General features: G+C 72.3%; 18 protein-coding genes and 1 pseudogene. 5 read left to right on the top strand and 14 right to left on the bottom strand.

The genetic code is table 11. The annotated features are described in order from the left end of the window. Positions 1–51: 51 nt before the first annotated feature. The 9 genes from RIU97_RS16840 to fahA all read right to left on the bottom strand — a co-directional run bounded on the left by RIU97_RS16840 (position 52) and on the right by fahA (position 9,646). A complete protein-coding gene (locus RIU97_RS16840; protein WP_404957576.1) occupies positions 52–666 on the bottom strand; it encodes a Uma2 family endonuclease in 615 nt (204 codons plus the stop codon). A 124-nt stretch (positions 667–790) separates the two neighbouring features. Further along, positions 791–1,399, bottom strand: a complete 609-nt coding sequence (locus RIU97_RS16835) for a hypothetical protein (protein ID WP_404957574.1) — start codon at positions 1,397–1,399, stop codon at positions 791–793. 123 nt (positions 1,400–1,522) lie between these two features. Further along, positions 1,523–4,237, bottom strand: coding sequence for a fumarate reductase/succinate dehydrogenase flavoprotein subunit (locus RIU97_RS16830; protein WP_404957572.1), 2,715 nt, complete (start codon positions 4,235–4,237; stop codon positions 1,523–1,525). Between the two features lie 11 nt (positions 4,238–4,248). Continuing rightward, positions 4,249–5,016 carry an ABC transporter ATP-binding protein gene (locus RIU97_RS16825; RefSeq protein WP_404962860.1) on the bottom strand — a complete coding sequence of 256 codons (768 nt, stop codon included), beginning with the start codon at positions 5,014–5,016 and terminating at the stop codon, positions 4,249–4,251. Between the two features lie 5 nt (positions 5,017–5,021). Further along, complete coding sequence (locus tag RIU97_RS16820) at positions 5,022–5,894, bottom strand: ABC transporter permease (protein WP_404957570.1); 873 nt, start codon at positions 5,892–5,894, stop codon at positions 5,022–5,024. Next, positions 5,891–7,237 (bottom strand): ABC transporter substrate-binding protein, encoded by a 1,347-nt coding sequence (locus RIU97_RS16815; protein ID WP_404957568.1) that lies wholly within the window; start codon positions 7,235–7,237, stop codon positions 5,891–5,893. Before RIU97_RS16815 ends, RIU97_RS16820 begins: the two co-directional genes overlap by 4 nt. A 14-nt stretch (positions 7,238–7,251) precedes the next feature. Further along, the gene (locus tag RIU97_RS16810; RefSeq protein ID WP_030011381.1) at positions 7,252–7,479 is read right to left on the bottom strand and encodes a ferredoxin family protein; all 228 of its coding nucleotides are present in this window, start codon (positions 7,477–7,479) and stop codon (positions 7,252–7,254) included. 33 nt (positions 7,480–7,512) lie between these two features. Then, positions 7,513–8,283, bottom strand: coding sequence for a GntR family transcriptional regulator (locus RIU97_RS16805; RefSeq protein WP_404957565.1), 771 nt, complete (start codon positions 8,281–8,283; stop codon positions 7,513–7,515). 139 nt (positions 8,284–8,422) lie between these two features. Continuing rightward, positions 8,423–9,646 (bottom strand): fumarylacetoacetase, encoded by a 1,224-nt coding sequence (gene fahA / locus RIU97_RS16800; RefSeq protein WP_404957563.1) that lies wholly within the window; start codon positions 9,644–9,646, stop codon positions 8,423–8,425. Between the two features lie 141 nt (positions 9,647–9,787). Between fahA and RIU97_RS16795 the strand changes: the two genes are divergently transcribed. Further along, positions 9,788–10,606, top strand: coding sequence for an HAD family hydrolase (locus RIU97_RS16795; protein ID WP_404957560.1), 819 nt, complete (start codon positions 9,788–9,790; stop codon positions 10,604–10,606). Positions 10,607–10,721: 115 nt separating this feature from the next. Here the strand turns inward: RIU97_RS16795 and RIU97_RS16790 are convergent, their stop codons facing one another. Together RIU97_RS16790 and RIU97_RS16785 are read right to left on the bottom strand one after the other, a co-directional pair. Continuing rightward, positions 10,722–12,725, bottom strand: a complete 2,004-nt coding sequence (locus RIU97_RS16790; protein ID WP_404957558.1) for a CocE/NonD family hydrolase — start codon at positions 12,723–12,725, stop codon at positions 10,722–10,724. Between the two features lie 49 nt (positions 12,726–12,774). After that, positions 12,775–13,587: pseudogene (locus tag RIU97_RS16785) on the bottom strand (peptide MFS transporter); the annotation flags it as partial. A gap of 190 nt (positions 13,588–13,777) precedes the next feature. Between RIU97_RS16785 and RIU97_RS16780 the strand changes: the two are divergent. The 4 genes from RIU97_RS16780 (at position 13,778) to RIU97_RS16765 (ending at position 16,944) form a co-directional block, all read left to right on the top strand. Beyond that, on the top strand, positions 13,778–14,788 hold the full coding sequence (locus tag RIU97_RS16780; RefSeq protein ID WP_404957556.1) for a polyprenyl synthetase family protein: 1,011 nt from the start codon (positions 13,778–13,780) through the stop codon (positions 14,786–14,788). A gap of 231 nt (positions 14,789–15,019) precedes the next feature. Next, positions 15,020–16,222 carry a LolA family protein gene (locus RIU97_RS16775; protein ID WP_404957554.1) on the top strand — a complete coding sequence of 401 codons (1,203 nt, stop codon included), beginning with the start codon at positions 15,020–15,022 and terminating at the stop codon, positions 16,220–16,222. 105 nt (positions 16,223–16,327) lie between these two features. Beyond that, a complete protein-coding gene (locus tag RIU97_RS16770) occupies positions 16,328–16,531 on the top strand; it encodes a hypothetical protein (RefSeq protein ID WP_319722220.1) in 204 nt (67 codons plus the stop codon). Next, a complete protein-coding gene (locus RIU97_RS16765) occupies positions 16,528–16,944 on the top strand; it encodes a hypothetical protein (protein ID WP_404957552.1) in 417 nt (138 codons plus the stop codon). Before RIU97_RS16770 ends, RIU97_RS16765 begins: the two co-directional genes overlap by 4 nt. A gap of 56 nt (positions 16,945–17,000) precedes the next feature. Here the strand turns inward: RIU97_RS16765 and RIU97_RS16760 are convergent, their stop codons facing one another. The 3 genes from RIU97_RS16760 to RIU97_RS16750 all read right to left on the bottom strand — a co-directional run bounded on the left by RIU97_RS16760 (position 17,001) and on the right by RIU97_RS16750 (position 20,490). Further along, the gene (locus RIU97_RS16760; RefSeq protein WP_404957550.1) at positions 17,001–18,317 is read right to left on the bottom strand and encodes a M28 family metallopeptidase; all 1,317 of its coding nucleotides are present in this window, start codon (positions 18,315–18,317) and stop codon (positions 17,001–17,003) included. A gap of 225 nt (positions 18,318–18,542) precedes the next feature. Further along, positions 18,543–19,487: an EamA family transporter RarD gene (gene rarD, locus RIU97_RS16755; protein ID WP_404957548.1), complete on the bottom strand. Its 945-nt coding sequence runs from the start codon at positions 19,485–19,487 to the stop codon at positions 18,543–18,545. A gap of 148 nt (positions 19,488–19,635) precedes the next feature. After that, positions 19,636–20,490 carry an SDR family oxidoreductase gene (locus tag RIU97_RS16750; RefSeq protein WP_404957546.1) on the bottom strand — a complete coding sequence of 285 codons (855 nt, stop codon included), beginning with the start codon at positions 20,488–20,490 and terminating at the stop codon, positions 19,636–19,638. Positions 20,491–20,637 lie beyond the last annotated feature (147 nt).

Genomic DNA, 20,637 nt, shown 5'->3' with positions numbered 1-20,637 from the left:
GGCACAGGGCCCGGCCCCCTCGGGGAGCCGGGCCCTTAGTCGTGTGCGGGTCTACTCCGGTAGCCCCTTCGGCTTGATGGTGGTGAGGTCCAGGTCGATGGGGAAGGGGACCACGACCTTCAGCCGGTCGTGGAAGATGCCGGTTGCGACGTAGACACGCGTGGCCGGTTCGAGTTCGAACACATAGACGACTGCACGGTCGTTCTTGTTCTCGACCCGCCAGTAGTGGGGGATCCCTGCCCGGGCGTACTTGGCCGGCTTGGTCTCGCGGTCCCGGCCGATCGATTCAGGAGAGACGACCTCGATGGCCAGCCGGACGGACGCGGCGGGGATCCGTGTCTGTTGCTCGGGGCCCCGGGCCAGTTCCTCATCGACGACGAGGACGTCCGGCTCGGGCCGGTTCAGTCGGTCGATGTCGATGGTGAACTCTCTCATCACTTCGAGTCCGTCCGGAACCAGTGATTCGAGTTGCCATTCGAAGAATCGCAGGGCTCGCATGTGGAAACGGGTTTGCGGACTCACGAAGATCAGGCTCCCGTCGATCAGCTCCGTGTGCGGAGGCAGGTTGGGAAGCCGGTCAAGGTCGTCGGCCGTCCACCCGCCCGCGGGCGGGACGGGCCAGCGCGGGGCGGGCTCCTGCTCGGGGGTCTCGGGATCGACGCTCATCGGTAGTGCTCCCATGCCACGGAGTCTCGCGAGTCCGACCAGCGTATCCCCCGGGATTCCCGGAGAAGCCGCTCTTATGGGTAAGTCATATGCCCATGGCACTTGACCGTATCGGCGGGTGCGGCTAGTGGCCGTGCGTGTGGGCGGCGGGCTTGCCCGGGGTGGGGGCCTTCTTCGGGCAGGTCAGGGCCGGGTTCCAGTTGTGGAAGCGGCCCGCCGGGTTCTTTTTGTACGCCCACATGTGCAGGTCGTAGTGCTTGGGCATGCCCGCCCAGTGGCCCGGCATCGGCCCGTCGAAGGGCAGCCCGAACATGCTCGGACGGTCGTCGGCGGTCTTCAGGTCCTGGTCGCGGTCGGTGGACATCCACTCCACGGTCTCGAGCCTGCGGCGGCCGTTGCGGTCCTTCTCCCTGCTGTAGAGGAGCGCGGTCGGCCTGGCGGGGTCCTTCGAACCCCAGTTGGCCTGCTTGACGTAGTGGTAGTTCATGGCGCCCACCCCGAACGGGTTGGTCATGCACTCCTCGCCGTGGGGGACGTACCCGTCCTTGAGGGCCTCCCGCTCGTCCGCGTACCTGGCCGTCGCCGCGATCGCGGTCGCCATGTCCCGCATGGCCTTGGCGTTGCGCGGGTCGGGGGCGGGCCCCTCGACCGCCTGGGCCGGAGCCACCGCGGCCAGGCCGAGCGACACGGCGGCCGCACAGGCGAGGACGGTCTGCAGACTGCGTACGTACATGGCGGGGGGCTCCTCGCGGTGGGGGTACGGGGTACGGGTTCCCGCTTCCATTCGTCCGTCCACCATCCCGGCCCGTCCCGCCCGCCGCACGCGGCGCGCCTCCGAACGGGGCCCCGCCGCCCCTCAGGCGCGGGCCGCGTACGCGCGGACGTCCGCGTCCGGGTCCGTGACCGCCGTGGCGAGCGCGGTCCGGGCCTCCGCGGTGTCCCGGTGGGCCAGCAGGGACAGCACCACCGCCTTGCGGACGTCCGCATTGGCATCGGCCAAGGCCTTGGTCAGAGCCGGCACCGCCGTTTCCGGGGCGGCCGCCGACAGCCCGGCCGCCGCCCCGGCCCGGACCTGCCAGGCCGCGTCGCCCAGGGCCGCCACCGCGGTCCGGGCGTACCCGGCAGGGCAGCCGACCGAGGCCAGCGCGCCCAGCGCCGCACCCCGCACCAGCGGGTCGGCGTCCGCGAGCAGCGGGTCCAGCGGAGCCGGCGCCGGATCGCGCACCGCGGCCAGCCCCTTGGCCACCGCCACCCGGACCTCGCGGGCCGGATCCGCCGCGGCCGTGGCCAGCGCAGGGACCGCGTCCACCGAGACCAGCGCCCGCACCGCGTGGATGCGCACCTCCGTGTCGGCATCGGCCAGCGAGGCGGCGTACAGCTCCGCATCGCCCAGCCGCAGCGCCCGCAGGGCTTCGAGCGCGGCCGAGCGCACCACCGCGTCGGGCACGGCCAGCGCGGCGCGCAGCCCGGCCGCCAGCTCCGGCCCGCCCGGCAGCACCTCCACGAGCTCGCGCAGCGCGGCCGCGGCGGTCGCCCGTACGGCGGGAGCGGCGTCGGCCAGGCGTGCGGCCAGCGCGGGCCCGGCGCCGGCCGGCACGGTCTCGCCGAGCGCGGCCACGGCGGCGGCCCGTACCGCCGGATCGGGGTCGGCCAGGTAGGGCGTGAGCGCGGCCAGGTCGGGCGACTCCTCGGCCAGGGCGAGCAGTTCCAGGATCCGGGGCGAGGACGCGGAGCCGCGCGAGGGCGCGGGTGCCGCGTCCGGGACCGGGGAGGCCTGCGCGCGGGCCGCCGGAGCCGCCTCACGGGGTCCCGCCGTGGCCACCGGGACCAGGTCGACCTCCCCCAGGTCCCGCGAGGGGCCGCCGGCCGGGGCGAACCCGTCGACCGGCACCAGGTACGGCTCCACCGGCCGGGCCGTGAACTCCATCGCCCCCGAGGCCGACTTGCGCAGGTCCAGGTGGTGGAGCCAGCCGGTGTCGTCGCGCTCCGGGTGGTCGAGCCGCTCGTGGTAGAGGCCCCAGCGGGACTCCGTACGGGCCAGCGAGGAACGGGCCGCCATCTCCGCGCAGTCGCGGATGAAGGACACCTCCGCGCACCGCATCAGCTCGTGCGCGGTGGTCGCGCCCATCTCCGCGATCTCGCCGGTCATCCGGTCGAAGGCGGCCACGGCGAGCGAGAGCTTCGCGCCCGTCTTCGGCGGGGCCACGTAGTCGTTCACGAACCGCCGCAGCTTGTACTCCACCTGGGGCTGCGGCGGGCCCTGCGGGTTGCGCAGCGGCCGGTAGATCAGCTCGTGGGCCGCCGCCACCTGTGGGGCCGGCAACTCGCCCTCGTACGCCGCGTACCCGGCCGCGTCCGAGCCCGCCAGGTCACCGAAGACGAACGCCCCGATCATGTAGTTGTGCGGTACGGAGGCCAGGTCCCCGGCCGCGTACAGCCGGGGCACGGTGGTGCGGGCGTGGTCGTCGACGCGGACGCCCGACGCCGAGTGGCCCCCGCACAGCCCGATCTCCGAGATGTGCATCTCGATGTCGTGCGTGCGGTAGTCGTGGCCGCGGCCCGCGTGGAAGGTGCCGCGCGTCGGCCGCTCGGTGGTGTGCAGGATCGATTCCAGCGAGGCCACCGACTCCTCCGGGAGGTGGCTGAGCTTCAGGTACACCGGGCCGCGGTCCGAGGCGAGTTCGGCCGCGAACTCCGCCATCATCTGGCCCGACCAGTAGTCGGAGTCCACGAACCGCTCGCCGTGCCGGTTGACCTGGTAGCCGCCGAAGGGGTTCGCGACGTACGCGCACGCCGGACCGTTGTAGTCCTTGATCAGCGGGTTGATCTGGAAGCACTCGATCCCCGTCAGCGCGGCGCCCGCGTGGTAGGCCATGGCGTAGCCGTCGCCCGCGTTGGTCGGGTTCTCGTAGGTGCCGTAGAGGTATCCGGAGGCCGGCAGGCCGAGGCGTCCGCACGGGCCGGTCGCCAGGATCACCGCCCCCGCGCGCACCGTCACGAAGGCACCCGTCCGTGTGTTGAAGCCGACCGCGCCGATCGCCCGGCCGTCCTCGGGCGAGGTGAGGACCCGCACCGGCATCACCCGGTTCTCGATCCGGATCCGCTCCCGCATCTCGCGGCGCCGCAGCTGCCGGTAGAGGACCTTCTTGACGTCCTTGCCCTCGGGCATGGGCAGCACGTACGAGCCCGAGCGGTGGACCTGGCGCACCGCGTACTCGCCGTGCTCGTCCTTCTCGAACTTCACCCCGTACGACTCCAAGCGCTGCACCATCGCGAACCCGCGGGTGGCGGTCTGGCGGACCGTGGACTGGTCGACGATTCCGTCGTTGGCGCGGGTGATCTCGGCGACGTAGTCGTCGGGCTCGGCGCGGCCGGGGACGACGGCGTTGTTGACCCCGTCCATGCCCATGGCGAGGGCGCCGGAGTGGCGTACGTGGGCCTTCTCCAGCAGCAGGACGCGGGCCCCGTGCTCGGCGGCGGTCAGCGCCGCCATCGTGCCGGCGGTGCCGCCGCCGATGACGAGGACGTCGCAGGAGAGTTCCTCGGCGTCGCCGATCGCGGGGATGTCCACGGTGCTGCCTTTCAGAGAGAGTCGATGATCTGCTGCCGCAGGGCGGCGTGCGTCGCCGCGCGGCCGCGGTCGCGGGGGTGCGGTACGGAGACCACCTCACCGGCGCCGAGCAGGGCGACGCGGTCCCCGACGAAGAGGGCCTCGTCCACGTCGTGGGTGACGAAGACGACGGTCGCGCCGGTGCCGGCCAGGACGTCCACGAGGAGGTCCTGCATCTCGGCCCGGGTCTGCGCGTCGAGCGCGCCGAACGGCTCGTCCATCAGGACGGCGCGCGGGCGCGCGGCGAGGGCGCGGGCCAGCTGCACGCGCTGGCGCTGGCCGCCGGAGAGCTGGTGCGGGAGCCGGTGGGCGTGGCCGCCGAGACCCACGCGCTCCAGCCACTCCTCGGCAACCCGCCGCCGCTCCGGCCGTGACAGCCGACCGGGCCCGTCGGCGCGGGAGCGCCTGATGGCGAGGGGGAGTTCGACGTTGGCGCGGACCGTGCGCCAGGGGAGCAGGGCGTCGTCCTGGAAGACCAGGGCGCGGTCGGCGTCCGGACCGGTCAGCGGCCGCCCGTCCTGCTCGACCGTGCCGCCCAACGGGGGCAGCAGGCCGGCCAGGGTGCGCAGCAGCGTGGACTTCCCGCATCCGGACGGGCCCACCACGGCCAGCACCTCCCCGGCTTCGACCGTCAGGTCGACCCCGTCGAGCACCACGTGCCCGCGGTGGCCGAGCCGCACCCCGCGCAGGGCGAGGGTGGCGCCGGGTTTTTGGGTGGCGCCGGGCTTCTCGGTGGTCAGGGTGGTCACTTCTGCGTCCCTCCGGTGGTCGTGCCCTGCGGGGCTGTTCGCCTGGCCGCCCTTTCACCGTTTCCGGGGGCGGGGGCGGGGGCGGGGGCGGGGGACGAGGAGACGGCGGAACGGGGGAGCCAGGACGTCAGGCGGCGGCCCGTGTGCTCCACGGCCGTGGACGTCAGCCAGCCCAGTGCGCCGATGGTGACCATGCCGACGAAGACGCCGGGGTAGTCGACCACCGTGTAGTCCTGCCAGGTGCGGTAGCCGACCCCGTACTCGCCGGAGATCATCTCGGCCGAGATCACGCAGATCCACGACACCCCGATGCCGACCGACAGGCCCCCGAAGATGCCCGGCAGGGCCCCCGGCAGGACCACGGAGAACAGCACCCGCGCCCGCCCGCCGCCCATCGTCAGGACCGCCTCCTCCCACACCGGGGCCAGCGCCCGCACCGCGTGCCGCGTCGAGACCAGCACCGGGAAGAAGGCGGCCGCGCAGGTGATGAAGACGATCCCCTGCTCGTTGGACGGGAACATCAGGATCGCCACCGGCACCAGCGCGATGGCCGGGACCGGACGCAGGACCTCCAGCAGCGGGCCCACCACGTCGGCAGCGATCCGGGACCGGGCGACCGCCGTGCCCACCACCACGCCCAGGACGGCGGCGAGCGCGAAGCCCGTCACGATGCGGCGCAGGCTGGAGGCCAGGTCCTGCCAGTAGGGCGCGGTCCCGGCCCGCTCCGCGAACGTCGAGGCGATCTCGCCCACCGTCGGGAACTGCTCGAAACGCAGCCACAGGTTCACGTCGAGCGAGGTCAGCCCCTGCCACAGCAGGAGCGCCGCCCCGAGCGAGGCCGCCCGCAGCAGCCAGCGGCCGCCCGTCATGACGCCAGGGCCCCGGCCTCGGCGAAGCTCAGGATCCGCGCCCCGGACCCCTGGTGCTGGTCGACGTACGACTTCGCGCCCGCCGGCGTGACGAAGGCCCGCAGCTCCGGCCCCTCGGCCACCCACACCGCCTTGTCCGCGAACCACAGCGTGCCGGTCACCGCGTCCGGCACGTACGCCGCCCGGACGTCCGCGCCGCGCGCGGCCTTCAGCAGCTCGCGCGGGGAGTCGAAGGACTGCGTACGGGTCTGGCCCTTCACCCACAGCTCGGACTTGGGGGCCGACGCCTTCGGGTACTCCGGCGTGCCGCCCGCCGCCCGCTTCAGCGGCTCGGGGTCCACGAAGGCGTCCACGTCCACGTCGCCGACCAGCTTGCCGGCCTGCAGCACCGGCACGTCCTGCTTCAGCGCGTCGATCAGCTCCGGGCGCAGCGCCGGGTCGAAGGTGGCGATGCCGTTCGCGCCGTTATAGAGGTACACCACCTCCGCCGGCAGGCCGGTCTCCTCGGCCACCGACTCGGCGGCCGCCACCGGCTCCGCGCGCAGGTGGTCGGTGGCCTTGCGCTGCGCCCGCAGGAAGTCGTCCAGGACGCCCGGCCGTTCCTTTGCGAACTTCTCGCGCACGGTGACCCCGTGGAAGGTCGGCAGGTTCAGCTCGGCGCCGTCGTAGAGGGCCTTCGCCCGCCCCTCGTACGCGAGCTGCCCCGGCCACGCCACGAACTGCGACAGGGCGTCCGCGCTGCCCGCCTGGAGGGCCGAAGCCCCCACGCTGGGCTGCTGGTTGAGCTTCTGGATGCCGCTCTCCGGGTCGATCCCGGCGCGCTGCAGGGCCCGTACGAGGGTTCCGTCGGCGGCGGAGCCCACGCTCGTCGACACCTTCTTGCCGCGCAGGTCGGCGAGGGACTCCAGCTTCGAATCCGGCGCGGTGACCACGGTGTTGAGGCCGCCGCGCAGGTTGTAGCCGGTGACGGAGACGAGGTGGGTGGGCTGCTTCAGCTCCTTGCCCCGCGCCGCGTTGATGAGGAGCGGGAAATCGCCCATCGAGCCGATGTCGATCTTCCCGGCGGTCATCTGGGCGGTGATCGGGGCGCCGGTGGCGTAGTCCTGCCAGTCCACCTTGTACGTGACGCCGTCCTGCTTGCTGCGCGCGGCGAGCTCCTGCTCGAAGTAGCCGAGGGAGCGCAGCAGGGTGCCGGCGGTGACGGTGTTGATGGTCTTGGACTGGTAGCCGACGGTCACGGTGACCGTCCCGGAGCCGGACGCCCCGGAGGCGTCGCCGCCGCAGGCCGTGGCGAGCGGGGCGAGGAGCAGGACGAGCGCGGGCGCGAGAGCCTTCGTACGCATGGAGGTGGGGCCTTTCACCGGAGCAGGTAGGGCATGTTGACGGTGACCGCGCCGGTGGGACAGCGGGCGGCGCACGGGCCGCAGTACCAGCACTCGTCCACGTGCATGTAGGCCTTGCCGTTGTCCTCGCGGATCGCGAGCGAGTCGAGCGGGCACATGTCGACGCAGAGGGTGCAGCCGTCGATGCACAGGGACTCGTCGATGGTCACGGGCACGTCGCCGCGCTGGGGGACCACAGGCATGGCTGTCTCCAGGGAAGGGGGTGGGGCGGAGGCTCAGAGGGAGCGGCGCAGCAGGCCGCTCATGGTGATCCGGTCGCCGCGGAAGCGGATGAACTCCAGGTCCACGGGCCGGCCGTCGCGCAGGTGGGTGAGCCGTTCCAGCATCAGGACGGCGGCCCCGCGCGGGGCCTGCAGGACGGCGGCGGAGTGCGCGTCGGCGTTGACGGCCTCGAGGGTGATCTCGGCGTGGCCGAGCGGCTGCCCGGTCAGCTGTTCCAGGAGCCGGAAGACGTCCGTGTTCTCCAGGTCGCAGCCCAGCAGCTCGGCTCCGATGTCCATCGGCACGTAGGTGAGGTCGAGGGAGAGCGGCAGTCCGTTCAGGCGCCGCAGCCGTTCGATGTAGAGCACGTCGGCGTGCTCGGGCAGGCCGAGGCGCCCGGCGACGGGGGCGGGGGCGCGCACGGGCCCGACCGTGCGGACCTCGTTGGTCACCCGGCCGTGCTCGTGCAGGGTCTCGGCCAGGCCCTGCAGGCGGTCCAGGCCGTGCGGGTACTTCTCACAGACGACGACCGTGCCGACACCCGGCCGGCGCTCCACCAACCGCTCACCGCGCAGCAGGTCGAGGGCCTGGCGGACGGTGTTGCGGCCGGCGCCGTAGTCGGCGGCGAGGGCGCCCTCCAGGGGGAGGACCCCGTCGGGGTAGCCGCCCGCCAGGATCTGGTGGCGGAGCAGGTCGGCGAGCTGTCGCGCCTGGTCCGCGCGCAGCCGCCGGCGGCGCGCGGCGGCGACCGGGACGGTGTGCGTGGCGGTGCGTTCGACTGGCATGGCAGGGAACGTACCGGGGGCCCGGAGGCGGTGGTGTTGCTGCAGTGTTGCGCCACCTGACGGCGCATTCACAAGGCTCTGAGCTGCGGTTTCGGCGGGGTGGCGGAAAGATCCGCCACCCCGCCGACCGACGGGTGGACTAGAGCTGTCCCACGATGCGGCCGGTGACCTCGCCGAGGCCGACGCGCGTACCGTCCGGGCCCGGCGCCCAGGCGGTGAGGGTGACGGTGTCCCCGTCCTCCAGGAAGGTGCGCTTGCCGTCGGCGAGCTCGATCGCGTCCCGGCCGTTCCAGGTCAGCTCCAGCAGCGAGCCGCGCTGGCCGGTCTCGGGGCCGCTGACGGTGCCGGAGCCGTACACGTCGCCGGTGCGCAGGGAGGCGCCGTTGACGGTCATGTGCGCGAGCTGCTGGGCGGCGGTCCAGTACATCGACGCGAACGGCGGCTGCGCCACCTCCTGCCCGTTGATGGAGACGGTGATGTGCAGGTCGAAGCCGCCGGGGCGGTCGAGCTCGGCGTCGTCCAGGTACGGCAGGAGCGGGAAGTCCCGGGCCGGCGGGGTGACGCGGGCCGCGTCCAGGGCCTCCAGCGGGGTGACCCAGGCGGAGACGGAGGTGGCGAAGGACTTGCCGAGGAAGGGGCCCAGCGGCACGTACTCCCAGGCCTGGATGTCGCGCGCGGACCAGTCGTTCAGCAGGAACAGCCCGAAGACGTGGTCCTCGAAGTCGGCCAGCGGCACCGGGCGGCCCAGCTCGGAGGGCGTGCCGACGACGAAGCCGACCTCCGCCTCGATGTCGAGCTTGACGGACGGGCCGAAGACGGGCGCCGGGTCGGTGGGCGCCTTGCGCTGCCCCGAGGGCCGTACGACGTCGGTCCCGGAGACCACGATCGTGCCGGAGCGGCCGTGGTAACCGATCGGCAGGTGCTTCCAGTTGGGCGTCAGCGCGTCGCCGTCCGGGCGGAAGATCCGGCCGACGTTGGTGGCGTGGTGCTCGCTCGCGTAGAAGTCGACGTAGTCGGCGACCTCGTACGGCAGGTGCAGCGTGACCTCGTCGAGCGGCAGCAGGTGCGGCTCGACCGTGGCGCGGTGGCCGGGGTCGGTCACCCAGGCGGTCAGCGCGCGGCGCACGTCGCGCCAGGCGGTGCGCCCGGCGGCCAGCAGCGGGTCGAGGGAGGACTGCCCGAGCAGCCCGGCGTACGGGGAACCGAGCGCGGCGGCGGCCGCCCCCGCGTCGAGCACGTGCCCGCCGATCCGCACGCCGATCCGGCGGCGGTCCTCCGCGGAGGTCGAGAAGACGCCGTACGGGAGGTTGTGCGGCCCGAACGGGTCGCCCTCGGGGAGATCGAGGGGGCTCTGCTGGGGCATGGGGTGCTGCCTCGCTTTCGACGCGGTCCGGGGGTGTCCCGGGAGCTGGTTGACACGTTACGTGGCTGACGGGACGTGTGGGAGGCCGGATTCGGGCTCTATTTGTAGGACTTGTCCAAAGGGGTCCGTATCCTTGGCGCCGTGACTTCCGCCCCGCCTCCGGCCCTTCCCTATGTCTTGATCGCCACTGACCTGGACGGGACTCTGCTGCGCGCCGGGGACACCGTCTCGGCCCGCTCGTACAAGGCCCTCGCGACGGCCCGCGCGGCCGGCGCCCGGCACATCATCGTCACCGGCCGCCCGGTCCCACAGGTCCGACACGTCCTGGACGGCCTCGGCTACACGGGGCTCGCGGTGTGCGGGCAGGGCGCGCAGGTGTACGACGCGGCGTGCGGGCGCCTGCTGCACTCCGTCTCCATGGACCGGGAACTGGCCGAGGTGGCCCTCGGCAAGATCGAGGCGGAGATCGGCGAGGTCTACGCGGCGGTCAACCAGGAGGGGGTGGACGCGGAGATGCTGATAGGGCCGGGCTACCGGATGTGGCACCCGCACCTGCCGACGGTGCCGGTGCCGCGGCGGTCGGACCTGTGGTCCGCCCCGATCAACAAGGTGCTGCTCCAGCACCCGGAACTGGACGACGACGAGCTGACGCGGGTGGCGCGAGCAGTGGTCGGGGACCTCGTGAACGTCACGATGGCGGGGGAGCACACGGTGGAACTCCAGCCGCCGGGCATCGACAAGGCGAGCGGGCTCGCGCGCGCGGCGGAAGTCCTGGGGGCGTCCCCGACCGGGACGATCGCCTTCGGGGACATGCCGAACGACGTCCCGATGTTCGCGTGGGCCGCGCACGGGGTGGCCATGGCCAATTCCCACCACGAACTGGTTGCGGTGGCCGACGAGATCACCCTGTCGAACGAGGACGACGGCATCGCGGTGGTCCTGGAGCGCCTGTACGGCTGACCGCCGGTTCCGGGGGCTCCGCCCCCGCGCCTCGGGTCTTTCAGCCTCGCCGGCGTTTGAGGCGCGGGGTCCGGGGCGGAGCCCCGGGGCCGCCCGCCAGGGCGGTTGGACCCGCTCAGCCCGCCGCACGAGGCAGACGGCGTTCCCACGTGCGGTGGAAGACCACCTCGCCCCCCTCCCGGCACACCACCTCGTTCGACGTCACGAAGCCGCCCTCGTCGCACGAGATCTCCGACCGGGTCTCCACCCGCGCGTCCCAGCCCAGTTCGGGCCGGTGGAGCCGGATCCGCCACTGCGAGCGGGCCCGCGCGGACAGCGCGTCGGCGTCCTGGATCTCGTACACCTCCTCCGCGTCCTCGCTGCACTCCAGGCCGTCCGGGTACACCCGCGTGCCCCCGTACCGCGGGTCCACCTCCAGCCGCCACGTCCCGCGCGCGACGTCCCGCACGACCACTCGCTCCCGGCGCGGCTCGTCCAGCGTCGCCGGGAAGGCGACCCCCAGCGGCGGCGCCTGCTCCGGCGGCTCGAAGACGATCCCGCCGTCCGCCGCGGAGCCCGCCCGCACCGGGAGGGTCAGCGCGCTGCCCGCCGGGTCCAGGGTCCAGCCGGCCTCGGACCCGGCCCGCGGCCAGATCCACGGCCAGTACGCGGAGGACACGGCGAGCCGGATCCGGTGCCCGGGCGGGAAGGCGTGGCCGATGCCGTTCAGCTCGAAGGTGACGTCCTCGTACGAGCCCACCGGCCACGGCACGGCCCGGTCCCGGCCCTGGCGGGCCGACAGGTTCAGGGCGCCCCGCGTGACCAGTGTCGACGTGCCGTCCGGGGCGACGTCGCACAGCCGGGCCACCACCTGCCCGTACGGCACGTCGAGCCGCAGCCGCAGGGTGACCGAGGGCCGGCCCAGGATCTCCACCGGCTCCCCGCCCCCCACCGGGAACTCGAAGCAGGCCGACTTCGCGTCCTCCTCCCGCTGGTCCGGCGGCAGGTCGGCGTCGTTGCCGAAGGGGAAGAAGCGTCCGGCGTCCATCCCGGTGTGCTGCGGGGAGGCGACCGCCACCGGCGCGCCCTGGAACACGTACGGGACGGGGATCACGGACGGCGAGGGCCAGGCCCTCTCGCCGACCCAGCGGCCCGGGAGCTCCTCGGACACCGTCGCCGGCGGGTGCGAGTCGCTGATCCAGGCGCGCAGCAGCGGCTCGTCCATCACCCCGTTGTCCGTGCCCCTCAGCCAGTGGTCCCACCAGCGCAGGGTCTCCTGGAGGAAGCCGATCGCCGGTCCGGGCGGCAGCCCGCGGTCCGGGTACTGGTGCGACCAGGGCCCGATCAGGCCCCGTACGCGCCCGGACGGCAGGTGCTCGACCAGCCGCAGCACGGTGTCCCGGTACGGGTCGTGCCAGCCGCCCACCGCGAGCACCGCGGCGCCGATCGCCGCGTAGTCCTCGCAGACGCTGCCGTGACGCCAGTAGGCGTCGCGGGTCTGGTGCGAGAGCCAGGTGTGGATCAGCGGCTCGACCGCCTCCAGCCGGTCCAGCCACTGCTGCCGCCAGCCGTCGCCGGTGAACAGCGGGTCCGGCGGCCGGGAGGCGAAGGCCAGCATGGTCGCCGCCCACGCGTGCATGTCCACGGCCAGCACCGAGCCGCCCATGTAGTGCACGTCGTTGTCGTACCGGTCGTCCGTCGAGCAGACGGTGACGACCGCCTTCAGCGCCTCGGGGGCCAGGGCGGCGATCTGGAGGGAGTTGAAGCCGCCCCAGGAGATCCCGAACATCCCCACCGACCCCGTGCACCACGGCTGCGCCGCCAGCCACTCCACCACCGCGACCCCGTCGGCCAGCTCGCGGGCGTCGTACTCGTCGCCGGGGCGGCCTCCGCTGCAGCCGTGGCCGCGCACGTCCACCCGTACCGAGGCGTAGCCGTGGCCCGCGTACCAGGGATGGCGCTGCCAGTCGCGCGGCGCGGTCCAGTCGGTGAGCCGGTACGGGAGGTACTCCAGCAGCGCCGGAACCGGCTCGTCCGTCACCGGGCGCCAGATGCGCGCGTACAGCTCCACGCCGTCGGCCATCGGGATCCGGACATCCTCGTGGGTGGTCTCGTACGGGAACGCGGTACGGATGATCATGTGTGAACCACCTCAATGGACCTCAGTGGACGGGGTGCATCGTGCGCCGCAGCCACGGAGCCAGCGCGAACACGGCCAGGCCCGCCGCCACCGCGACGGCGCCGTTGAGGCCGAAGTACACAGGGTTCGACACCTGGCCGTAGACCTTGACCACCTGGGCCATCGCGGCGGGTGCCAGCGCGTACTCGGCGGAGTGCTTGCGTCCGGCCAGGTGGCGGCGGCCGAGCACGTACTGGACCAGGCCCGCGGTCATGTCGATGGCGGCGGCGGAGAAGCCCCAGTGCCAGCCCTTGTGCTCGCCGAGCCAGCCGGTGATCAGCGGTCCGGCGAAGGCGCCGATGTTGATGGCCATGTAGTAGAGGGCGAAGCCGGCGTCGCGCCGGTCGTCGTCCGTCCGGTAGAGCTTGCCGACCATGGTGGCCACGTTGGGCTTGAGCAGGCCGGTGCCCGCGCTGATCAGGCCGAGTCCCGCCCAGGTCATGGCGGCGGTCGGCACGGCCATCGCGTAGTGGCCGCAGGCGATCAGGATGCCGCCCCAGAGCACGGCCCGGTACGAACCGAGGATGCGGTCGGCGAGCCATCCGCCGGCGACGGAGACGAGGTAGACCATGGTCCCGTAGGCCGCCGAGACGGAGGCCGCGGTGCCAGGGCTCATCCCCAGGCCGCCCCCGGCCACCGTGTCCGCGAAGTAGAGGACGAGGATCGCCTGCATGCCGAGGAAGGAGAAGCGCTCCCAGACCTCCAGGCCGGAGAGCGTGGCGAGGCCCCGCGGGTGGCCGAGGAAGGCGTGGTCGTCGCGGGGCGGCGGCTGGTCGTCCGCCGGATCCGCGGGCTCGTCCCTGTCGGTCGCAGTTCTGGACAAAACGTATGCTCCGATTGTTTCGGCTCCTTCAGAACATACCGGTGTGTATCGGACAGTGCTCGGGTGGTGGCCGGGAAGGCGCTCTCGGTGATCGAAAACAGACCCGATACGCTGGCTTGAGTGATGGCAGCGACACATCGACAATCCATGTGATCGTCAGCGTGATCGTCAGCAGACAGGAGTACCCCTCGTGACCGTCGTCGGGCCGTTCGGACTGAGCGTGCGGGACCAGGCTCTTGAGACCGATGTCCAGGCCGGACTGGCCGCCGTCGAGGCGGGTCTGCTGGAAGCCACCAAGAGCGAAGTCCCCTTCATCACCGAGGCCGCACAGCACCTGGTCCGGGCCGGAGGCAAGCGGTTCCGGCCGCTGCTGGTGATGCTCGCGTCCCGTTTCGGGGATCCCTACGCACCCGGAATCGTTCCGTCCGCCGTGGTGGTCGAGCTCACGCACCTGGCGACGCTCTACCACGACGACGTCATGGACGAGGCGGACGTGCGCCGCGGCGTGGAGAGCGCCAACGCCCGCTGGGGCAACTCGGTCGCCGTACTGACGGGCGACTTCCTCTTCGCCCGCGCCTCGCACATACTGGCCGACCTCGGGCCCGAGGCCGTACGCATCCAGGCCGAGGCGTTCGAACGGCTGGTGACGGGTCAGATCCTGGAGACGGCCGGTCCGCGCGACGGCCGCGACCCCGTCGCCCACTACCTCGACGTCATCGCCGGCAAGACCGGCTCGCTGATCGCCGTCTCCGGCCGTTTCGGCGCGCTCATGGCCGGCGCCGACGAGTCGGTCGTCGACATCCTCACCCAGTACGGCGAGCGGCTCGGCACCGCCTTCCAGCTCGCCGACGACGTCCTCGACATCGCCTCCGACGCGCACGAGTCCGGCAAGACCCCGGGCACCGACCTGCGCGAGGGCATTCCGACGCTGCCCGTGCTGCGGCTGCGCGAGATGGCCGAGCGGGACGGGCGTCCCGAGGACCTGGAACTCGTACGCCTCCTGGACGGCGACCTGACGGACGACGCCCGTCACGCCGAGGTGCTGACCCGGCTGCGGGCGCACCCCGCCCTGGAGCAGGCCCGCCGCGACACCGTCCGGTACGCGGAGGATGCGCGGGCCACGCTCGCGCCGCTGCCCGAGTGCTTCGCGAAGTCGGCGCTCGAAGAGCTCTGCGACGCCGTGGTGCACCGCGCCGGCTAGCCCCTCGGGCACCCGCAGTATCGGAACGGGCCCTTCCGCCCCGGCGACCCCTACGGGTCCGGGCAGGAGGGCCCGTCCCGTGTCATCCCACGGTCGTACGCGCAGTTGCGTCCGGGGGCTGACGCCCCCGAGCCGGTGATTTGGTCAGATGGAGTCATCAACCCCACCAGATCGGGTGAGCGCGGCGACACGGCGGGCGCCGCCGTCGACACAAGAGGGCAGGGCACTGACATGGCAGCGAACACGAAGACTTCTCGCAAGGTCGCCCGGTACGCCGTACCGGTGGCGGTGGCGGGTGTTGCCGCGGCGACCGTGGCGATGGTCCCGGCTTTCGCCAACGCCGGCGGGCCCGACCTGCCGAAGGTGACGGCACAGCAGCTCATCGAGAAGGTCGCAGCCTCCGAGGTGGAGCAGCTGTCGGGTACGGCCAAGATCAGCACCGACCTGGGCCTCCCGAAGATCGCGACCGGGCTGCTCGGCGGCGGTGGGGTCGCCGGCGGCTCCGCCAACCCGGAGGACAAGGTCGCGCAGCTGGCGAGCGGCACGCACACCTTCCGCGTCGCGGCCGACGGCCCGGACCGCCAGAAGCTCACGTTCCTGGACGGCAAGGACGAGTACAGCCTCATCCACAACGGCGACGACGTCTGGGGCTACGACTCCAAGTCGAACGAGGTCTTCCACGAGAAGAACCCGCAGGGGGGCAAGGACGCGGGCAAGGACCACAAGACGGCCGACCGGATGGGCGCCTCCCCCCAGAAGATCGCCGAGGAGATCCTGAAGGCCGCCGGAACGACCACCGACGTCAGCGTCGGCGATACCGCGCAGGTGGCCGGCCGCAACGCCTACCAGCTGGTGCTCAAGCCCAAGCAGAGCGGCTCCACGGTCGGCTCGGTCCAGATCGCGGTCGACGCCAAGAACGGCGTGCCGCTGCGCGTGCAGCTGCTCTCCGCCCAGGGCGGCAAGCCGATCGTGGACGCCGGCTTCAGCAAGGTGGACTTCGCCAAGCCGGCCGCCGACACCTTCACCTTCACCGCGCCCAAGGGCGCCAAGGTGACCGAGGGCGTGGACGGCTCGGGCAAGGGGGACAAGGACCAGTCCTTCAAGGCGCTGGAGTCCTTCCCGGGCCTGGACGGGCTGCTGGGAGGTCCGAACGGCCAGGGCGACGTGAAGGTGCTCGGCGAGGGCTGGGCGACCATCGCGCGGATCGACTCGGGCGCCGGCAAGGGCCTGAAGGAGCTGGAGAACGACAAGAACGCCCCGAAGGAGGCCAAGCAGTTCCTCGACTCCCTCGGGGACAAGGTCACCGGGAAGTTCGGTGAGGGCCGGGTCCTGTCGACCCGCCTGGTCAACGCCCTGGTCACCGACGACGGCAAGGTCTACGTCGGCGCGGTCACCAAGGACGCGCTGGTGAAGGCGGCCGACGCCAACAAGTAGTCACCCCGCACGAGAGCGCCGCAAGGGTGGGCCGGGACTGTGTCCCTGCCCACCCTTGCGGCATTCCGGCTGTCCGTACAGCACACCCGCTGTACGGTGTTGGACATGTCGAGACACGTCACCATCCGCCTGGACGAGGACTTCCACGAACGCCTGAAGGCACGTGCGGCGGCCCTGGGGACGACGGTCACCGCGCTGATCACCGAGGTCACCGAACGCGAACTCGACGAGGACCGGAAGAACTTCCTGTCCGGCATAGAGGAGTTCGCCGACCACTGGGGCTACTTCCAGGAGCGGTTCGGGCATTGAAGATCACCATGGAGTGGGCCTGGACCGCTCTGGCCCACCATCTTCCGTCCGACCCCGCCGTGTGGGACCCCTCCGGGGTGGCCGCCGCGGTCGCCCGCCACCAGAACGACCTCGTCCTGGTGCCAGAACAGCCCGCCCCGGACACCGCGTGGCGGGCCGCCGCGTTTCTGCACACCCTCGCGGTGTGCCCGGCGCTGGAATCCCCGATGAACGAGTTCTACGCGGCCGCCGCGACCCGTTCGTACCTGCGCGTGGCCGGGGCCAGGCAGCTGCCCTCGCCGGAGGAGCTCGGCGACCTCGTGGAGGCGGCGAAGCTGGGCCGCGCGGACATCGCGGCCGTCGCCGAGGAGCTGCGCGCCCGGATCCAGGAACCGCTTGCGGCCTCGCTGCAGGGCCGCGCCGAGGACGCGTAGCTCCGGCGCGATCCGACCGGATCGCGCCGGAGCCTTGGGGCCTCGACCGGCAGGTGCTAGAAGGTGATCTTCCAGCTGTTGATGTAGCCGACGTCCTGCGCGGCCGCGTCCTTGACCCGGAGGTTCCAGACCCCGTTCGCCACCTCGCTGGAGGCGTTGACGGTGTACGACTGCACGAGGTTGTCGGCGCTGCCGCCGGCGCGGTTGTGCAGGTTGTAGACCGTGCCGTCCGGGGCGACCAGGTCGACCACCAGGTCACCGCGGTAGGTGTGGACGATGTTCACGTCCACCTTGGTGGTGGCCGGGGCGTTGCCCGCGACACCCGAGACCGTGATCGGCGAGTTGACCGCGGCGGCGGGGGAGTCGGGGATGTTCACGTCCGTCGTGCTCTCGAAGGACTGGCCCGGCGGGACCGGGGTGCCCGCCCCGAGGTTCCAGATCGCGTAGGCGACGGCGTCGGCATTGCGGTCCAGGGCGGTGTCGTTGATGTTCGCCGTGCTGTCGCAGGAGGAGTGGTAGCAGCGGTCGAAGGCCTGACCGGCCGTGCCGCCCCACTTCTGGGCCTGCGCCGAGGACTTCGTGTTGCTGGCGCCGGTGAACAGACCGCCGACGGGGATGCCCGCGTTCTTGAACGAGGCGTGGTCGGAGCGGCCGTCGCCCTCGGTCTCGATCTCGGTGGGCACGCCGAGGCCCGCGTAGTAGTTCTTGAAGGTCTGCTCGATGGTCGGGTCGTCGTCGTAGACGAAGTAGCCCGGGTTCGGGGACCCGATCATGTCGAAGTTCAGGTAGCCGGAGAACTTCGCGCGCTCGGCGGTCGGCAGGTTGTTGACGTAGTACTTCGAGCCGACCAGACCCAGCTCCTCCGCGCCCCACCAGCCGAAGCGCAGGTGCTTGGTGGGCTGGAGGCCGGCCCGGGAGACCGCGAGGGCCGTCTCCAGGACGGCCGCACTGCCCGAGCCGTTGTCGTTGATGCCCGCGCCCGAGGTCACGGAGTCGAGGTGCGCGCCCGCCATCAGCACGGAGTTGGGGTCGCCGCCCGGCCAGTCGGCGATCAGGTTGTAGCCGGTGGCGCCGCTGGAGGTGAAGGTCTGCAGCGTGGTCGTGAAGCCGGCCGCGTCGAGCTTGGCCTTCACGTAGTCGATCGAGGCCTTGTAGCCGGCCCTGCCGTGGGCGCGGTTGCCGCCGTTGTTCGCGGCGATCGTGGAGAGCTGCGACAGGTGGGCCTTGACGTTGGCCAGCGGGATGTCGGGCGGGGTAGGCGCCGCGGTGACCGCCGTGGGGGCGGCGAGGGCGGCGGGGGCGGTGGAGGCGATCAGGCCCGCGACCGCGAGGGCGGTCACGGCAGCGAGGCGCCGGGAGACGGACAGGCTCATGTGGGGGCTCCGGGATTCCGCGGGGATATGACGGAACGAGCGGGATAGAGCAGGTGAGCGTTAGTGCGTCAGTGCGAGCCTGATGTTCAGCGAGAGTATGACTGTCCGTCAAGACCATAATTCGGTCAGGGCAGTTCGGAAAACGGACGATCCCCGGTACGGGTGCCCTGTACCGGGGATCGTGGGTGTGGAGCGTTTGCTGGTGTGTGCCTGCCGGCAGGCCCGTTACGCCGGCTCGCGGGCGGGTGCCGCCACGACGGCCGGGGCCACCGCGAGGGCCGCCCGGGACCGCCGTGCCGTGCGCAGCGCGTCCCAGGTCAGGAGGGCGAGCGCGGCCCACACCAGGGAGAATCCGGCCCAGCGCTCGGGCGGCATGGCCTCGTGGAAGTACAGGACGCCCAGCCCGAACTGGAAGACGGGGGCCATGTACTGGAGCAGCCCCAGGGTGGACAGCGGGACGCGGATGGCGGCCGCCCCGAAGAACACCAGCGGGATCGCGGTGACCAGCCCGGTCGCGGCCAGCAGGAGCGCGTGCCCGACGCCCTGCGAGGTGAAGGTGGACCGGCCCTGCGAGCCCAGCCACAGCAGGTAGCCCAGGGCCGGCAGGAACAGCATGGCGGTCTCGGCGGCCAGTGACTCCAGCCCGCCCATGTTGAGCTTCTTCTTGATCAGCCCGTACGTCGCGAAGGAGCAGGCCAGGACCAGGGAGATCCACGGCGGCCGGCCGTAGCCGATGGCGAGCACGAGGACGGCGGCGAAGCTGATGCCGACCGCCACCCACTGCACGCGGCGCAGCCGCTCGCCCAGTACGAGCACGCCCATCGCGATGCTGACCAGCGGGTTGATGAAGTAGCCGAGGCTCGATTCGACGACATGGCCGTTGTTGACCGACCAGATGTAGAGGCCCCAGTTCACGCTGATCACCGACGCGGCCAGCGCGGTCAGGCCGAGCTTGCGCGGCTGGCGCAGCAGCTCCCGGATCCAGCCCCAGCGGCGTACCGCGAGCAGCGCCAGTCCGACCACGGCCAGGGACCACGTCATGCGGTGGGCGAGGATCTCAACGGCTCCCGCGGGCATCAGGAGCGGCCAGAAGAGGGGGACCAGCCCCCACATCCCGTATGCGCCGAATCCGTAGAGCAAACCCGTGCGCTGCTCGTTCTCCGCCTTCACGGGGCCTCCTGTACGACTTCCAGCCAACTTCACGACCGTAGCGCCGTGCGGCCCGGATGTCATGCCCGTTATCGCGAGATACTCATGACATCCTCCGGGGCTTGCGTGGACGGTCCCGTGCTGCGCCCGCCGAGGGCCGGGCGCGGGGTCAGACCAGTGCGGCACCGATCGCCTCGGCCACCGGGGTCGTCGGCCGTCCGATCAGCCGGGCCAGGTCACCGCTGGTGCCCGCGAGCCGGCCGCGTGCGATCGCCGCGTCCGCGTCGACGAGGATCGCGGCGAAGGGCTCGGGGACGCCGGCGCCGGTCAGGATCGCCAGGTGCTCGCCGGCCGGGACCTCCTTGTACGCGATCTCCCGGCCCGTCTGCGCGGACAGCGCCGCCGCGTACTCCGTGAAGCTCCAGGCGGTGTCGCCGGAGAGCTCGTAGACCCGGTTCAGATGGCCCTCACCGGTGAGCACCTCGGCCGCGGCGGCCGCGTAGTCGGCCCGCGCCGCCGAGGCGACCCGGCCCTCGCCCGCACTGGCCACGACCGCTCCGTGCTCCAGGGCGGCGGACAGGTTGCGCGTGTAGTTCTCGTGGTACCAGCCGTTGCGCAGGAAGGTGTACGGGACTCCGGAGCCGAGGATGGCCTGCTCGGTGCCCTTGTGGTCGAGGGCGATGTCGAAGTCCGCCTCGGGGCCGCCGAGGATGCCGGTGTAGGCGAACTGCGCCACGCCCGCCGCCCGCGCGGCCTCCAGTACGGCGGTGTGCTGCTCCACGCGCCGCCCGACCTCGTTGCCCGAGATCAGCAGGACCCGGTCGCCGGCCCGGAAGGCCCCGGCCAGGGCTTCGGCGTCGTCGTAGTCGGCGACACGGACCTCGACGCCGCGCTCCGCCAGGTCGGCGGCCCTCTCCTTGTCGCGGACGACGACGGCGACCTGCTCGGCGGGGAGACGGTTCAGCAGCTCCCCGACGACGAGACGGCCGAGGGCTCCGGTGGCAGCGGTGACGACGATGCTCATGATGGCTTCTTCCCGTGGGGTGGCGCTGGGCAGTAACACCACCCTACGGGAAGCGCTAACTTTTCGAAAGTGCTTTCCGTGGGATCGTGTACGGGGCGCGGGCGGGACATGCCGAAGCCCGGATCTCCTGGAAGATCCGGGCTTCGT

The organism is Streptomyces sp. 147326 (assembly GCF_045000215.1).
Taxonomy (GTDB): Bacteria; Actinomycetota; Actinomycetes; order Streptomycetales; family Streptomycetaceae; genus Streptomyces.
Note: the sequence above shows the minus strand (reverse complement) of the source record. Positions and strands in the feature narration are given on the sequence as shown.